Origin of the sequence: Duganella sp. FT27W, assembly GCF_009295655.1 — a bacterium.
GTDB lineage: Bacteria > Pseudomonadota > Gammaproteobacteria > Burkholderiales > Burkholderiaceae_D > Rugamonas > Rugamonas zoogloeoides.
Genome location: NZ_WHIV01000002.1, coordinates 1246257 through 1262047 on the forward strand (window position 1 = coordinate 1246257; position 15791 = coordinate 1262047).

Annotated in this window: 16 protein-coding genes; 10 read left to right on the forward strand and 6 right to left on the reverse strand. The window is 66.8% G+C overall.

Features of this window, described 5'->3' with window-relative positions:
- The first annotated feature begins 6 nt into the window (after window positions 1-6).
- Genes F8197_RS11640 through F8197_RS11650 form a run of 3 tightly spaced genes read left to right on the forward strand, consistent with a single transcriptional unit; the run spans window position 7 to window position 5238 of the window.
- Window positions 7-1296, forward strand: a complete 1290-nt coding sequence (locus F8197_RS11640; protein ID WP_152881933.1) for a DUF2264 domain-containing protein — start codon at window positions 7-9, stop codon at window positions 1294-1296.
- A gap of 1 nt (window position 1297) precedes the next feature.
- Window positions 1298-3697, forward strand: a complete 2400-nt coding sequence (locus tag F8197_RS11645) for a beta-galactosidase (protein ID WP_152881934.1) — start codon at window positions 1298-1300, stop codon at window positions 3695-3697.
- A gap of 56 nt (window positions 3698-3753) precedes the next feature.
- Window positions 3754-5238: a diguanylate cyclase gene (locus tag F8197_RS11650; protein ID WP_227012195.1), complete on the forward strand. Its 1485-nt coding sequence runs from the start codon at window positions 3754-3756 to the stop codon at window positions 5236-5238.
- Here the strand turns inward: F8197_RS11650 and F8197_RS11655 are convergent.
- On the reverse strand, window positions 5225-6064 hold the full coding sequence (locus F8197_RS11655) for an AraC family transcriptional regulator (RefSeq protein WP_152881935.1): 840 nt from the start codon (window positions 6062-6064) through the stop codon (window positions 5225-5227). The two genes, F8197_RS11650 and F8197_RS11655, sit on opposite strands and share 14 nt — an antisense overlap.
- Window positions 6065-6112: 48 nt before the next feature.
- Here F8197_RS11655 and F8197_RS11660 point away from each other — a divergent pair, with 48 nt between their 5' ends.
- Genes F8197_RS11660 through F8197_RS11675 form a run of 4 tightly spaced genes read left to right on the forward strand, consistent with a single transcriptional unit; the run spans window position 6113 to window position 9685 of the window.
- Window positions 6113-7045, forward strand: a complete 933-nt coding sequence (locus F8197_RS11660; protein WP_152881936.1) for a 4-hydroxyproline epimerase — start codon at window positions 6113-6115, stop codon at window positions 7043-7045.
- The gene (locus F8197_RS11665; protein WP_152881937.1) at window positions 7042-8145 is read left to right on the forward strand and encodes an FAD-binding oxidoreductase; all 1104 of its coding nucleotides are present in this window, start codon (window positions 7042-7044) and stop codon (window positions 8143-8145) included. Before F8197_RS11660 ends, F8197_RS11665 begins: the two co-directional genes overlap by 4 nt.
- The gene (locus F8197_RS11670) at window positions 8142-8408 is read left to right on the forward strand and encodes a (2Fe-2S)-binding protein (protein WP_152881938.1); all 267 of its coding nucleotides are present in this window, start codon (window positions 8142-8144) and stop codon (window positions 8406-8408) included. The genes F8197_RS11665 and F8197_RS11670 overlap by 4 nt, the downstream gene beginning before the upstream one ends.
- Window positions 8405-9685, forward strand: a complete 1281-nt coding sequence (locus F8197_RS11675) for an FAD/NAD(P)-binding oxidoreductase (protein ID WP_152881939.1) — start codon at window positions 8405-8407, stop codon at window positions 9683-9685. Before F8197_RS11670 ends, F8197_RS11675 begins: the two co-directional genes overlap by 4 nt.
- Here F8197_RS11675 and F8197_RS11680 read toward each other — a convergent pair.
- Both F8197_RS11680 and rfaE2 read right to left on the reverse strand, forming a co-directional pair.
- Window positions 9669-9956 carry a hypothetical protein gene (locus F8197_RS11680; RefSeq protein ID WP_056141554.1) on the reverse strand — a complete coding sequence of 96 codons (288 nt, stop codon included), beginning with the start codon at window positions 9954-9956 and terminating at the stop codon, window positions 9669-9671. The genes F8197_RS11675 and F8197_RS11680 overlap by 17 nt on opposite strands.
- Window positions 9953-10438 carry a D-glycero-beta-D-manno-heptose 1-phosphate adenylyltransferase gene (rfaE2, locus tag F8197_RS11685; RefSeq protein WP_152881940.1) on the reverse strand — a complete coding sequence of 162 codons (486 nt, stop codon included), beginning with the start codon at window positions 10436-10438 and terminating at the stop codon, window positions 9953-9955. The genes F8197_RS11680 and rfaE2 overlap by 4 nt, the downstream gene beginning before the upstream one ends.
- 117 nt (window positions 10439-10555) lie before the next feature.
- On the opposite strand from rfaE2, the gene F8197_RS11690 reads away from it, so the two are divergent.
- The 3 genes from F8197_RS11690 (at window position 10556) to F8197_RS11700 (ending at window position 12839) form a co-directional block, all read left to right on the forward strand.
- Window positions 10556-11491 carry a hydrogen peroxide-inducible genes activator gene (locus F8197_RS11690; protein WP_152881941.1) on the forward strand — a complete coding sequence of 312 codons (936 nt, stop codon included), beginning with the start codon at window positions 10556-10558 and terminating at the stop codon, window positions 11489-11491.
- Window positions 11492-11551: 60 nt separating this feature from the next.
- Complete coding sequence (ubiA, locus tag F8197_RS11695; protein WP_056141560.1) at window positions 11552-12406, forward strand: 4-hydroxybenzoate octaprenyltransferase; 855 nt, start codon at window positions 11552-11554, stop codon at window positions 12404-12406.
- Window positions 12407-12488: 82 nt separating this feature from the next.
- Window positions 12489-12839 (forward strand): YqjD family protein, encoded by a 351-nt coding sequence (locus F8197_RS11700; protein WP_152881942.1) that lies wholly within the window; start codon window positions 12489-12491, stop codon window positions 12837-12839.
- 12 nt (window positions 12840-12851) lie between these two features.
- On the opposite strand, the gene prfH is transcribed toward F8197_RS11700, so the two are convergent.
- From prfH to proC, 3 genes are all read right to left on the reverse strand, one after another.
- Window positions 12852-13475, reverse strand: coding sequence for a peptide chain release factor H (gene prfH, locus F8197_RS11705; protein ID WP_152881943.1), 624 nt, complete (start codon window positions 13473-13475; stop codon window positions 12852-12854).
- Window positions 13475-14668, reverse strand: coding sequence for an RNA ligase RtcB family protein (locus F8197_RS11710; RefSeq protein WP_152881944.1), 1194 nt, complete (start codon window positions 14666-14668; stop codon window positions 13475-13477). Before F8197_RS11710 ends, prfH begins: the two co-directional genes overlap by 1 nt.
- Window positions 14669-14963: 295 nt before the next feature.
- The gene (proC, locus tag F8197_RS11715; RefSeq protein ID WP_152881945.1) at window positions 14964-15791 is read right to left on the reverse strand and encodes a pyrroline-5-carboxylate reductase; all 828 of its coding nucleotides are present in this window, start codon (window positions 15789-15791) and stop codon (window positions 14964-14966) included.

Consider the following 15791-nt stretch of genomic DNA (forward strand, 5'->3'; position numbering starts at 1 on the left):
GACACGATGGAACGACGTAATTTCATACAGTCGCTGGCTGCCGGTTCGGCCGGCGCCATGCTCGGGGTGGCGCAAATGGCCGGCGCCGCCACCAAGCCGGTACCAGCGGCAGCGGCGGCGGCCAAGCCGGTGACGGACAAATCACGCGCCGAGTTGGCCGCACTGGCGCAGAAAATGAGCGAGCCGGTGCTGTCGAATATGGCCGCCGGCACCCTGAAAAAAAACTTCGCACTCGAAGTGAGCCCCACCTGGGATGGCCGCGACAAAGGCGTGGCTTACCTCGAATGCTTCGGCCGGCTGATCGCCGGCATCGCGCCGTGGCTGGCCCTGCCCGACGACGGCACGCCCGAAGGCCGCACCCGCAAGCGCCTGCAGCAAATGGCGCTGCAAAGCTATACCAACTCGGTCCACCCGGGCAACCCCGACTACCTGCTGTGGAAAGGCCCGGGCCAGACCCTGGTCGATTCGGCCTACTTCACCAATGCGCTGATGCGCGCGCCGAAAGCGCTGTGGGAGCCGCTCGACGCCACCACCAAGGCCCGCATCATCGCCGAGATCAAGGCGCTGCGCCGCATTGAGCCGCCGTACATCAACTGGATGCTGTTCGCCGCCATGAACGAAGCCTGGCTGATGTCGATCGGCGAAGAATTCGATCCGCTGCGCATGAACGTGGCGATCCGCAAGATCAACGAGTGGTACGTGGGCGACGGCTGGATCAAGGACGGCGACGCCTTCCACTTCGACTACTACAACGCTTTTGTCATGCACCCGATGCTGGTCGAGATCCTCGATGTGCTCGACGATAAAAAGGGCGCGTTCTGGAACGGCAAACCGGATGAGCTGCGCGCACAGGCGGTCAAGCGCATGCAGCGCTTCAGCGAACACCTCGAACGCTTCATCGGTACTGACGGCAGCTTCCCGCCGATCGGCCGCTCGCTCACCTACCGCACGGCGGCGTTCCAGCCCCTCGCCCTGCTGGCGCTGCGCAAGCAGCTGCCGGTCAGCCTGCCCGAGGGCCAGGTGCGCGCCGCGCTGCAGGCGGTGCACAAGGCGGTATGGACCGCGCCCGGCAATTTTACAAAAGACGGCTACCTGACCATCGGCTTCGTCGGCCACCAGCCCGAACTGGGCGACTGGTACTCCAACAACGGCAGCATGTACATCGCCTCGGCCAGCCTGCTGCCACTGGGCCTGGCGCCCACCGACACCTACTGGACCGCCCCGGCGCAGGACTGGACGCAGAAAAAGGCGTTCGCGGGCGCCCGCTTCCCCAAGGATTACCCGGTAAACTATTGAGATGACCACCTACACCAAGATCCCCTCCTCCCTTTCTTCTCCAGCCCGGCGCCGCGTGCTGCGCCGGGCAGCAGAACTCGGCGCCGTCGCCGGCGGCCTGCTGCTGCCGATGGCCGCCACCGTGCATGCGGCCGGTTCGCCGCGCTTTGCCATCACCGACACCGACTTCGTGCTCGACGGCCAGCGCCTGCAAATCCGCTGCGGCGAGATGCACTTCGCGCGCGTACCGCGCGAATACTGGGGCCACCGCCTGAAAGCCATCAAGGCCATGGGCCTGAACACCGTGTGCGCTTACCTGTTCTGGAATTACCACGAATGGCGCGAAGGCAAATACGACTGGGAAGGCCAGCGCGACGCCGCCGAATTCTGCCGCCTGGCGCAGCAGGAAGGCCTGTGGGTGATTTTGCGCCCCGGCCCGTACGCGTGCGCCGAGTGGGAAATGGGCGGACTGCCATGGTGGCTGCTCAAGCACCCGGGCGACGCCTTCCTGCGCACCCGCGACGAAGGCTTCATGGCGCCGGCGCGGCGCTGGATGAAGGAAGTGGGCCGCGTGCTGGGCCAGCAGCAGATCACCCACGGCGGGCCGATCCTGATGGTGCAGGTCGAAAACGAATACGGCTTCTTCGGCGAGGACCTCGATTACATGCGCGCCATGCGCGAGGTGCTGCTCGACGGCGGCTTCGATGTGCCGCTGTTCCAGTGCAATCCCACCAATGCCGTGGTCAAAACCCACATCCCCGAACTGTTCTCGGTGGCGAACTTCGGCAGCGATCCGGCTGCCGGCTTCAAGGCGCTGGACCAGGTACAAAAAGGGCCGCGCATGTGCGGCGAATACTATTCCGGCTGGTTCGACACCTGGGGCTCGCCGCACAAGCGTGGTCCCGCCGACCGCGCCGTGGCCGATATCCAGGCCATGCTCAAGGCGAACGGCTCGTTCAGCCTGTACATGGCGCACGGCGGCACGTCGTTCGGCCTGTGGGGCGGGTGCGACCGCCCGTTCCGGCCCGACACCAGCAGCTACGACTACGACGCACCGATCAGCGAGGCAGGCTGGATGGGCGAAAAGTTCGAGGCCTACCGCGCGGGCATGAAGCCATACCTGCTGCCCGGCGAGACGCTGCCGCCGGCACCCAAGCACAACCCGGTCATCGCCGTCGCGCCGTTCTCGTTCAAGCAGTCGGCATCGGTCTTCACATCGCTGCCGGCAAAGGTGATCAAGGCCGTGTCGCCGCAGCCGCTCGAAACGTATGACATCAGCCGAGGCATCGTCTCGTACCGCATCACGCTGCCCGCCGGACCGGCTGGCACGCTGGAAGCGGCCAAGGTGCGCGACCTGGCCTGGGTGTACCTGGACGGCAAGCTGGCCGGCACCATGGATACGCGCTACCGCCGCTTCAAGGTCGATCTGCCCGCGCGCAGCACGCCGGTCACGCTCGAGATCCTGCTCTACACCATCGCCCGCGTCAACTTTGGCGTGGAAATCCACGACCGCAAGGGCATGCATGGCCCGGTCACGCTGGCCGGCCAGCCGCTGGAAAACTGGGATATCCGCGCCATCGATTTCGATGCCGACGCCGCGCTGCCACCGCTGGCCTGGAAAACCGGCCGCACTGCCGGCCCGGCCTTCTGGCGCGCCAGCTTCGACGTGGCCAGCACCGGCGACACCTTCCTCGACATGTCCACCTGGGGCCAGGGCATCGTGTGGGTCAACGGCCGCTGCCTGGGGCGCTACTGGAGCATCGGCCCCACGCAAACCATGTACCTGCCCGGCCCGTGGCTCAAGCGCGGCGCCAACGAAGTCGTGGTGCTGGATTTGACCGGCCCGCAGGTGGCGCGCAGCGCCGGCCTGAAAACCCCGGTGCTCGACCAGCTGAAACCGGACCGCGACCTGCCACGGCCACCAAGCACCGCGCGCGCCCAGCTCGATGGCGTGAAACCGGTGCACGAGGGCGAATTCCAGCGCGGCGCCGCGACGCAAGACGTCAAGTTCGCGCAACCGGCCACCGGCCGCCAGTTCTGCCTCGAGTCGCTCGACGCCTTCGACGGCAAGCAGTTCGCCGCGATTGCCGAACTGGCGCTGCTGGGCCCCGACGGCAAAACTCTCAACCAGTCCAACTGGACCATCGCCTTTGTCGATAGCGAAGAAGTAAGCAAGGAAGACGGCGGTGCGCTGAACGCCATCAATGGCCAGAACACCGACCACTGGCACACGTCGTACAGCGGCAACGGGCTTGCCAACACCAGCACCACCGGCCACCCGCATCGCATCATCATCGACCTGGGCAAAACCGATACCGTGGCCGGCATGCGCTACACGCCGCGCCAGGGTCCGGAGGGAGTCACGGGCCGCATCCGCCACTACCGCGCCTACGTGGGCGACAGGTTGGTAGTGGATCGCTAGCCACAGGGCGGCGCCCGGAATTTGACACCGGTGCGCCGGTCGGGTAATCATCGCGCATGATGATTACCCGTTCCTTCCGCCGGGGGCAGCCGGGGTGGCTGGTTTGCCTGCTGCTGCCCCTGTTCCACTTCGCCACCGTCAAGCTGACGTTCTTTTGCGCCGTCACGCCGGAAAACGCGGTAGTGGTGTGGCTGCCCAACGCCGTGCTGCTGGCGGCGCTGCTGCGCTTTCGCGGCCGCCGCGCGCCGCTGCTGTGCACCCTCACGTATATCTCCGACGTACTGGCCAACCTGAATGCCTTCAGCTGGCAGATGGCGATGCTGCTCAGCGCCGTCAACCAGCTCGAGATCCTCACCACGTATGGCCTCATGCGGCGCTACAACGCCTCGCCGCGCCTGCAGCGATTACAGGATTTCATCAAATTCTTCGTGGCCGGCCCGGTGTTTGCCGCCATGCTGGCGGGGCTGACCGCCGCGCTGGTGCTGCAGCAGTATGGCTCGGCCACGCCCTACTTTACGCTGGCGCGCCTGTGGTGGTTCGGCGACGGCCTGGGCTTGCTGATCTACACGCCGCTGTTGCTGGCCTTCTCCGGCCGCCAGCACCAGCGGCTGCGTTTGACGCGCTTTGACGACGCCATCCTGGCCGGCACCCTGCTGCTGGCGGCGGCCGTGCTGTCGGCCCACGGTGGCGAAATCGACGGGGTATCGGTCACGCCCACGCTGCTGCTGCCGGCGGCCGCCGTGATTGCCTTCCGCTTCGGAGTGCGCCTGACCACGCTGTTCGTGGCGCTGGTGTCGCTGTCTGCCGCGATGATGATGACCACCGGCTTGCGGCCGTTTGGCGACGTGCCGGTGCACCTGGAAGTGGTACGTGCGCAGGAATTCATTCTCACCCTGTCGATGATCGGCATCGGCTTCGCAGTGCTGATCAGCGAACTGCAAGCGCGCGAGCGCGAGCTGGAACGCCGGGTGCGCGAACGCACGCGCGAGCTGGAACGGTCGAACCGCCGCCTCACCGCCATGAACGCCACCGACGGCCTGACCGGCATCGCCAACCGCCGCCACTTCGACGAGACCCTGGCCGCCGAGTGGAGCCGCGCGCGGCGCAACGGCCAACAACTCACGCTGGCGATGCTGGACGTGGACCATTTCAAGCAGTACAACGACCATTACGGCCACCAGGCCGGCGACAATGTGCTGCGCCAGGTGGCGGCCGAACTGACCAGGCGCATGCGCCGCGCCGGCGACCTGGTGGCGCGCTACGGCGGCGAGGAATTCGCCATCATTGCCCAGGCCGGCGGCGAGGAGCACGCGCTGGCGATGGCGGACCAGATCTGCCAGGCGATCGCCGGCCTGAAACTGACGCACCCGCACTCCCCGTTCGGGGTGCTGACGGTAAGCCTGGGCGTGGCGGTGACCACCCCGGGCGACCAGGATTCCATCGTCGATTTCCTCAAGACCGCCGACACGGCGCTGTACCGCGCCAAGCAACTGGGGCGCAACCGGGTGGAGCTGGCAGACATGACCACTACGGCAAATTAAGCTGGCGGAATTGCGTCGGCGTAAACCCGGTCGTGGCTTTGAACTGGCGCGTAAACGCCGAATGATCGCCATACCCGCACGCCTGCGCGATCTCCGCCACGCTGGCCTCCCCCGCCAGCAGCCGCGAGGCAGCTTCCACCCGGGTCTTGATGATCATCTGGCGCGGCGTGATGTGGAAGATGCGTAAGAAATATCGCTCGATCTGCGCCACCGACATGTGGGCCGTGCGCGCCAGTGCCGCCAGCGGCAGCGGTTCGCCATACGCTTCCTGGATCAGGTTCACCGCCGCCGCCACCTTGCGGTAGGCGGGATTTTTTTTGTCCGCCATCGCCAGGTCTCGCGAGATGCCGGTCAGCCCCACGATGCGGCCCGCCGCATCGCGCAGGGCAGTCTTGCGGGTGAGGCACCAGCCGGGGTCGCGGCTCGGGTACAGGTGCAGTTCCAGCTGGTCTTCGATGTCGTTGCCGCCGGCCAGCACCGCCTGGTCCTGCGCCAGAAAGGTCTGGCCGAAGGGCGCCCTGAACAGCTCATCGGCCGAGCGCCCCAGCAGCGCCGACTTGTGCCGCTGGCCGCAACGCTGGACCAGCGTCTGGTTGACTACCACGTAGCGTCCGCGTTCATCCTTGACGAAAAATACCACGTCGGGCAGCGCGTCGAACAGCGCCTCGGCAAAGAACGGATCGGCGATTGCACCAGCGACCATGCGGCGTGCGGCGTCATGGGACCGGTTTTCGATGTCGTGATTGTGCATGGTGCCGATTGTGCCAGCAACGCATTGCGCCGTCGCGACAATTTTATCGGTTGTGCAGATTTCGTCATCCATCATGCTTAGCCGGTGCAAGACAGCGGGCTCCCGCAAGCCTACCATCGCGGCATGAAACTCATCTCCATCATCGATTCCCACACCGGCGGCGAGCCGACCCGCCTGATCACCGCCGGCGGTCCGCCGCTGGGTGCCGGCCCCCTCGACGAACGCCTGGCGCGCTTCCGGCAGGACCACGACAAGTTCCGTACGGCGGTGGTGTGCGAGCCGCGCGGCTCCGACGTGCTGGTGGGTGCGCTGCTGTGCGAACCGCATGCGCCCGACTGCGTGGCCGGTGTGATCTTCTTTAACAACGTCGGCTACCTGGGCATGTGCGGCCACGGCGCCATCGGCCTGGTGGCCTCGCTTGCCTTCATGGGCCGCATCGGCGCCGGCCGCCACCGCATCGACACGCCGGCCGGCGTAGTGGAAGCGGTCCTGCACGACGACGGCAGCGTCACCATCGAGAACGTGCCAGCGCGCCGAACCCGTCATGCAGTCACGGTCGAGGTGCCGGGCCACGGCGCCGTCACTGGCGATGTCGCCTACGGCGGCAACTGGTTCTTCCTGGTCGATGGTCATGGCCAGGACATCAGCCTCGCCAACGTCGAAAATTTGACCAGCTACAGCGTGGCCGTGGGCGCCGCCCTGGCCCAGGCCGGCATCACCGGCGACCACGGCGCGGTGATCGATCATATCGAACTGTTCGGCCCCTCGCGCACCGGCGCCGACAGCCAGAGTTTCGTGCTGTGCCCCGGCAAGGCCTACGACCGCTCGCCGTGCGGCACCGGCACCAGCGCCAAGCTGGCCTGCCTGGCGGCCGATGGCAAGCTGGCCGAGGGCGACCTGTGGCAGCAGGAAAGCGTGATTGGCAGCGTGTTCGAAGCATCGTACCGCTACCGCGATGGCAACCTGGTGCCGTCGATCCGGGGCCGCGCCTGGGTCACGTCGCAGGCGCACCTGGTGCTGGACCCGGACGATCCCTATGCCTGGGGCATCCGTTGAATGCTGTCGATGCGATCGTCATTGGCGCCGGCATCGTGGGCGCCGCCTGTGCGGATGCGCTGAGCGAACGCGGGCTGCGGGTGGCGGTCATCGAGCATGACACGGCCGGCGGCGGCGCCACCGCTGCCGGCATGGGCCACCTGGTGGTCATGGACGACAACCTGGCCGAACTGGCGCTCACAGCCTATTCGGTGGCGCTATGGCGCGAGCTGGTGGGCGAACGCCCGCACCGCCACGAATACAGCAACTGCGGCACCATCTGGGTGGCTGCCGACGAAGAGGAACTCGCTGCTGCGCGCACCAAGGCGCACACCTTATCGACCTTCAACCTCACCTGCACGATGCTCTCGCCGGCCGAACTGTACGCGCGCGAACCGCAGTTGCGTCCTGGCCTGGCCGGTGGCTTGTTGGTGGCCGGCGACGGCCTGGTCTATGCGCCGAAGAGCACCCGCATCCTGCTCGACCGCGCCATGCGCCGCGGCGCCATCACCCGCCGCGCGCGCGTAACGGCCATCGAGGACCACGCGGTGGTGCTGGACGACGGCGCCCGCGTCGAGGCGCAGCACATCGTGCTGGCGGCCGGCACCGGTTCGCGTGCGCTGCTGCCGGAGCTGCCGGTGCAACCGAAAAAAGGCCACCTGGCCATCACCGACCGCTATCCCGGTTTCGTGCGGCACCAGCTGGTGGAGCTGGGCTACATCAAGAGCGCGCACGCATCCAGCGGCGACTCGGTAGCCTTCAACCTGCAGCCACGGCCCACGGGCCAGATCCTGATCGGCTCCTCGCGCCAGTTCGACACCGTCGATCCGGCCGTGGAGCCGGCCATGCTGGCGCGCATGCTGCGCCATGCCGCCACCCTGACGCCGGCGCTGGCCGAACTCAATGTACTGCGCTGCTGGACCGGCCTGCGCGCTGCCACCCCGGACGGCCTGCCGCTGATCGGCCCCTCCGGTGCGCGGCGCGGCCTGTGGCTGGCCACCGGCCACGAAGGGCTCGGCATCACCACCGCGCTGGCCACGGCGCAGCTGCTGGCGGCGCAAATGCAGGGCGAAAGTTCAGTCATTCCCTACCACCCCTATCTGCCGCACCGCTTCCAATGACCGCCACTACCCTTGACCTGACGATCGACGCGCGCACCATCCACGTGCCGGCCGGCGTGACCGTGGCTGCCGCCATTGCGCTGGCGTGCGACGGCGTGGCGCTTACCCGGCGCGCGGTGGGTGGCGCGGCGCGCGCTCCCTTGTGCGGCATGGGCGTTTGCCACGAATGCCGCGTGACCATCGACGGCCGCGCCCACCAGTTGTCGTGCCAGACGCTGTGCGCGCCCGGCATGCGGGTGCAAACCCTGGGAGGCGCGGCATGAAGTATTTCGACATCGTGGTGGTGGGCGCCGGGCCGGCTGGCCTCGCGGCCGCAAACGCGGCGGCGGCCGGTGGCGGTTCGGTCGCCATTGTCGATGACAACCCGGTTGCCGGCGGCCAGATCTGGCGCGGCGGTCCGCAGCAGCAAAGCGACATCCGGGCCGGCGCCATGTGGGCGGCCTTGCAGGCGGCGCCCAACGTCAGCTTCCTGCCGCACACGCGGGTGCTGTACGCGCCCGCGCCCGGCCAGTTGCAGGTGCAGACGGCCGATGCTGCCGATACCCTGCACTTCAATCACCTGATCATCGCCACCGGCGCGCGCGAGCGGCTGCTGCCCTTCCCCGGCTGGACCTTGCCCGGCGTGACCGGCGCCGGCGGCTTGCAGGCGCTGGTCAAGGGCGGCTACCCGGTAGCCGGCAAACGGGTGGTGGTGGCCGGCACCGGCCCGCTGCTGCTGGCGGTGGCGGCCACGCTGAGGGAACGCGGCGCCCATGTCGTCGCCATCGTCGAGCAGGCGCCCCTGCCGGCGCTGGCCCGCTTCGCCGGCGGCCTGGCGGCCACCCCGGCCAAGGCGGCGCAGGCGCTGCGCCTGTTCGCGCAGTTGCGCGGCATTGCCTACCTGCGCCACAGCCACGTGGTATCGGCACGTGGCAACGCAGCAGGCGTACTGGAGGCGGTGCGGGTACAACGGGGAAAGAGCGGTACAGAACAGGTACTCGACTGCGACTACCTGGCCTGCGGCTACGGCTTGCTGCCCAACCTGGAGCTGGCGCAGGCGCTCGGCTGCGCCACCACCGTGCACGACGGCCATACCGTGGTGCAAACCGGCAGCTGGCAGCAAACCGATGTTCCCGGCGTGTACTGCGCCGGTGAAGGCACCGGCATCGGCGGCGTGGACCTGGCGCTGGTGGAAGGCCGCATCGCCGGCCTGGCCGCCAGCGGCCAGACCCAGCGCATGCAAACGGCCCTCGACGAGCGCGCCCGCTGGAAAAAATTCGCCGCTCGCCTGGCGCGCGCTTTTGCGCTGCGCCCCGAGCTGGCCACGCTGGCGGCCGACGACACTATCGTCTGCCGCTGCGAGGATGTACCGCATGGAGAATTACGCGCGCATACCAGCTGGCGCAGCGCCAAGCTGCAAACCCGTTGCGGCATGGGCCCATGCCAGGGCCGCATTTGCGGCGGCGCGACCGAGGTGCTGTATGGCTGGCGGCCGGATGCAGTGCGCATGCCGATCGCACCGGCGCGCATCGCGACCTTGATTGCTACTGCCGACGTTTGATGCGGTAGTACAGCGCCAGCGCACCGGCGCCCGCCGCACTGACCACGATGGTGGCGCCGGCAAACAGCGCCGCCGGATTGCGCATGCCCAGCAAGTCGGCAGTAAATGCCAGCGACACCGTGGCCAGCAACTGCGCCGGCATCATGAAGCGCAGCTGGCGGAACGAATACGGGTCGCCGCGCAACCACTGCCGGCGCGCCACGTACAACACCGGTCCCCACTGAACGATGATGAAGATCAGCGTTGCCAGGATGATCAGCACCAGCCTCATTTGGGATGGAAAGCGCGCACGCGGGTCAACAGGCGCGTGGTGGAGCGGTCATGTTCGAAGTCGATCGCCACGGCCTGGCCGCCGTAGGCCAGCACTGCCTGCCCTTCGGGAATCGCATCCATTTGATAGTCGCCGCCCTTGGCGTAGATATCGGGACGCGCCTGCTGCACCACTTCGAGCGCCGTGTCTTCGTCGAAGTCCACCACCAGGCTCACCGACTCCAGTGCGGCCAGCAGCGCCATGCGGTCGGCGCAGCTGTTGAGCGGGCGGTCGTCGCCCTTGCCCAGGCGCTTGACCGAGGCGTCGGTATTGGCCGCCACCACCAGCGAGGCGCCCAGTGCGCGCGCCTGCGCCAGGTACGTGACGTGGCCGCGATGGAGGATGTCGAAGACGCCGTTGGTCAGCACCACCGGCTTGGGCAGCGCCGCCACGCGGGCCGCCAGTTGGTCGCGGGTGCAGATTTTCTGTTCGAAGTCGGGCATGGCAGTCATCTCGGCTAGAATGGCTTGGTTGTTAGTGGTTGAAAATGGTTGTATTGGTTGTTCCTGCTTGGGACGCTATTATTGCATCCCCCCATCGCCTGTGTTCAAATACCTCACATGACACTGACCGAACTGAAATATATTGTCGCCGTCGCAAGAGCGAAACACTTCGGCCACGCGGCCGAAGCCTGCTACGTTGCACAGCCCACGCTGTCGGTCGCCATCAAGAAGCTCGAGGATGAACTGGGCGTGGTGCTGTTCGAACGCGGTGGCGCCGAGATCTCGGTCACGCCGCTGGGCGCGCAAATCATCGCCCAGGCCGAGCTGGTGCTCGAACAGACCGCCGCCATCAAGGAACTGGCAAAACAGAACAAGGATCCGCTGGCCGGCCCGCTGCGCCTGGGCGTGATCTACACCATCGGCCCGTACCTGCTGCCGCCACTGGTAAAAGGCATGATCGACAAGGTGCCGCAGATGCCCCTGATCCTGCAGGAGAATTTTACGGTGCGCCTGCTCGAGATGCTGCGCCAGGGCGAGCTCGATGCCGCCATCATGGCCCTGCCGCTGCCCGACCACGGCATGACCATGCAGGCGCTGTACGACGAACCGTTCGTGGTGGCCATGCCGGCCCACCACCCGTGGACCAAGCGCCGCGCCATTCCCGCCAACGACCTCAAATCCGAAAACATGCTCTTGCTCGGCAACGGTCACTGCTTCCGCGACCAGGTGCTGGAAGTGTGCCCGGAAATGGCGCGCTTCTCCACGCCCGGCAACGGCATGCAGCGCACGTTCGAGGGCTCGTCGCTGGAAACCATCCGCCACATGGTCTCGAGCGGCATCGGCCTGACCGTGCTGCCGCGCGCCTCGGTGCCGGACATGAACGCCAACGACGGCATGCTGCAGTTCCGTCCCTTCGAGGCGCCGGCGCCGTCGCGCCGCGTGGTCATTGTCTGGCGCAAGAGTTTTACCCGCAAGGCGGCCATCGACGCCGTGTGCGACGTGGTTGCCGCGTGCAACCTGCCCGGCATTACCAACCTGTGCGAAGAGCCTTGACACGATATTTGCGATAATGGCGGCCTTACCGTTATTTCACCGTCGCCGACACGCCATTCGATGAACAAGCTTGCCCTGTATTTCCGCCTGGTCCGCCTGGACAAACCGATCGGCACGCTGCTGCTGCTGTGGCCCACCCTGTGCGCATTGTGGCTGGCCTCCGACGGCCGGCCCAACCTGGTGCTGGTGCTGATTTTCTCGCTCGGCACCCTGCTCATGCGCTCGGCCGGCTGCGCCATGAACGACTACGCCGACCAGGACTTCGATCGCCACGTCAAGCGCACCGTGAACCGGCCCATCACCAGCGGCCGCGTGAGCGGCAAGGAAGCGCTGGCCATCGCCGGCTTGCTGGCGCTGATCTCGTTCTGCCTGATCCTGCCGCTCAACGCGCTGACCAAGCAACTGTCGGTGGCGGCGCTGATCATCGCCGGCACCTACCCGTACTTCAAGCGCTTCTTCGCGATTCCGCAAGCGTACCTGGGCATCGCGTTCGGCTTCGGCATCCCGATGGCGTTCGCGGCGATCCAGGATACGGTGCCGATGGTGGCGTGGGTGCTGTTGATCGGTAACGTGTTCTGGGCGGTGGCGTACGACACCGAGTACGCGATGGTGGACCGCGACGACGACCTGAAAATCGGCATCAAGACCTCGGCGATCACTTTCGGCCGCTACGACGTCGCTGCCATCATGGTGTGCTACGCGGTGCACCTGCTGCTGCTGCTGTGGGTGGGCTTGCAGATGGGAATGGGCGTGTGGTTCCTGGCCGGACTGGTGGTGGCGGCCGGCATTGCCGTCTATCACTACACCTTGATACGCGGACGCGAACGCGACGCCTGCTTTTATGCCTTCCGCCACAACAATTGGTTGGGTGCGGCGGTATTTGGCGGTATCGCGTTAGACTACGTCGTGCGCTAAGCGTTTGCGGTATCCCGCAAGCACTTGGCATGGGCACTTTTGGGTATTTTTTTTCTACCGCAGCGATAACGACGAGGTGAATATGAATCAACCACAAAACGGCAACGGTACCCTGGGCGAGATCAAGGATGCCAGCAGCGCAGCGCGCGACAAGGTAGTCGCCGGTGTGAAAACCGCCGCCCACGACGCGCAAGACTACCTGAGCGACGCCAGCGACAAGGCAGGCGAAGCGATCTCGGAAGCGCGCACGCGTTTCGAAGACTCGCTGCGCAACGCCCGCATCGACCTGCGCAAGCTCGAAGACACGGTCCTGGCCCACAGCCGCGACGCCGCCCGCCAGGCCGACGTCTACGTGCACGACAATCCGTGGAAAGCAGTCGGCATCGGCGCGGCCATCGGCCTGCTGGCAGGCCTGCTGGTCTCGCGCCGCTAAGCGCCCCCGGCACTAACGCTCGATAAAGCCGGTCCCCTCGAAGCTGCGCACCGCATTGCCTCTCTCGGCATTGTGGTGCTGCCAGTGACGGGCGGACCGGCTTGTTTCATGGGCTTGCGTCATCAGCCCTGCCAGCTTGCTGGCCAGCAGCTGCGCCGCCAGCTTCTTGTTGGCGTGCTGGCTGCGCTGCGACTGCACCTTCACCGTCAAGCCGCTGGCCACGTGCGTGGCGCGGACGGCGCTGTCGGTCTTGTTCACATGCTGGCCACCGGGTCCCGAAGCGCGCGTGGCCTCGTAGCGGATCTCGCCGCCATCGGCCGGCGCCTCCGGTGGCGCCCACGCCGCGCCATGCAGGAACCAGTTCTTGCGCCGGCACTGCAGCCGATACGGGCTCTGGTTCACCCACAACAGGCTGCCGCACCAGCGCCGCGCCAGCAACAGCTCCTGCCCGTTTGCGCCGTCCAGTTGCAGCAGGATCGAGCGCAGCGTGCCCGGCACCGGGCCGTCCACCTGCTCGATCACGCCCACTGTCACGTTCATGGCGCGCGCCTCCGCCAGCACCCGGTTGACGGCTTTGGCCACGCCCAGGCAGCATTCTGCCGGTCCCGTATTCGCGCTCAATTGCAGCCAGATCATCAGCAGCACTCCCCACGGGTTTTATACGTGAGCAGCGGCTTGCTGCGACAGACTTCACGCACCAGCCCCGCGCCCACCAGGCTGCCCAGCACCGACTCGACGTTCTTGTACGCCTGCGGCGCCTCCTCGTAAATCAGTGCCTTGTCGTTGCAGATCACGCGTCCGCCCAGTGCCGTGCGACTGAGCTGGGCGGGCGTGGCCAGCCTGACCAGGCGCCCCTTGCATTCGCCGCGCTGCCACTTGCGCCCTGCCCCGTGCGCGAGCGAGTGCAAACTGAGCGCGCCGTGTTCCACCACCGGCGCCAGCAGGTAGCTGTAATCATCGCGCGAGCCCGGCAACATCACCAGGCCCTGGTCGGACGGCGTGGCGCCCTTGCGGTGCAGCCAGCCGTCGGTGTCGTCGATCTGCGCCGGCGTGACGGTGTTGTGGTTCACGTCCAGCACCGGCACTGCTTCGCACCGCAGCCGGTGCAGGATGCGGGCGGCGATCACCGCCCGGTTCAGTTCCGCGAAGCGTACGGCGGCATCGTGCCGGCGCAGGTAATCCTGTGCCGCCTCCCCGCCCGCTGGCAAGCCGTCGTGCGAGCACGCTTCGATGTGCGCAGCCAGGATCGCCTGCCCCAGTCCGCGCGAGCCGCTGTGCACCAGCAGTTGCACGTGTTTGGACGAGAGCGCGGTGGACGCCAGCGACTCGGCACAGGCCACGCGGTCGATCACTTGCAGCTCGGCGAAATGGTTGCCGCGCCCGATCGTGCCCAGCGACCGCAGATGAACAGGATCGAGGCCGGCGGCGGCCAGCGCCCCGGTCACCATCGCCAGCCGCGCCGCCAGTTGCGGATCACGTGCATGCAGTAGCTGCCACTCGTGGTCGTCGAGTGGTGCGTCGAGGTTGCCGATTTGCTTGTCCAGCTTGTCGAGCCGCGCTTTGCCGGCCAACAGGTCGGTTTGCCACAAGCCCATGCCGCAGCCGATGTCGTTGCCCACCAGGGCCGGGTACAGCACGCCCTCGCAGAAAAACGCTGCGCCAACCGGGTAGCCGCGTCCCGGATGCAGGTCGGGCAAGCCGACCACGCGCCGCATGCCGGGCAAGCCGGCAGTGGTTTGCGCCTGTTGTATTGCTGCGCCTTCGAGCCACAGGCGCTCGGACGCGACGATCGATAAACGATCGGATAACACTTGAATAAAATTGCCCATGAGGAGCCTATCCTGAAAAATAGAACGAGGATTGGGCGTGGCGGCGCAACGGCAATGCCGTGAGGGTGTAGAACTTGCGGAAGTACGCGCTAACGCATCAGCGCAGGCGGATCAGTCCGGGAAGTAAGCAGCCAGGCCCAGGAAAGGAGTGATGGCGACGATGTGATGCATGGTGATCTCCTTTCAGAATGGGTGGATGGAAGTGGATGTCTATCGTAGGTGAATATCGCAGCGGCGACAAGGGATTTTTTTGGGTCCGCGCATTAAAAAAACGCAGCGCGGACCTTGCGACACTTTAGCCAGCGGCGCCCAGTTCGTCACCAAGCTCCTTGCCGCGCGCAGCGGCGGCTTTGGCGCCGTTGACGATGGCTGCTTTCACGCCGCTTTGCTCCATGCTGGTCAATGCCGCGTACGTGGTGCCGCCCTTGGACGTCACGCGCTCGCGCAGCAGCGAAACCGGTTCGCTCGATTGCGTGGCCAGTTGCGCGGCGCCCGCGAACGTGGCCAGCGCCAGTTGCGTGCCCTGCTCGTCGGACAGTCCCAGTTCCTTGGCTGCCTGCTGCATCGCTTCGATGAAGTAGAACACGTAGGCCGGGCCGCTGCCGGAAATGGCGGTCACCGCATCGATCTGCGCTTCATCGTCCAGCCACACGGTGGGACCGACCGCGCGCAGGATGTCGTCGGCGGCCTGCTTCTGTTGCGAAGAGACGCCGGCGGTGGCGGCCATGCCGGTGATGCCCATGCCGATCAAGGCCGGCGTGTTGGGCATGCAGCGCACGATGGCGCCGTAACCGAGCCAGCGCGCCAGGTCGGCGCTGCGGATGCCGGCGGCGATCGAGACGACCAGGGGCTGGCGCGCGGTGTCGATCAGCGGCCGCAGTTGCGCAGCGACGTCGCGCATGCTTTGCGGTTTGACCGCCAGCACGATAACGTCGGCGGCTGCTACCGCTGCATCGGCGTCGGCCGCCGTGGCGGTCGTGACACCGTACTGGGTGCGCAGGCGTTCCAGCGCGTCGGCGTTCGGGTCCACCACGTGGATGTCGGCGCCGGCGGTCAGTTTGCCGGCCAGGCCGGCGATCAGGGCGGAGGCCATGTTGCCGCCGCCGATAAATGCAATCTTCAT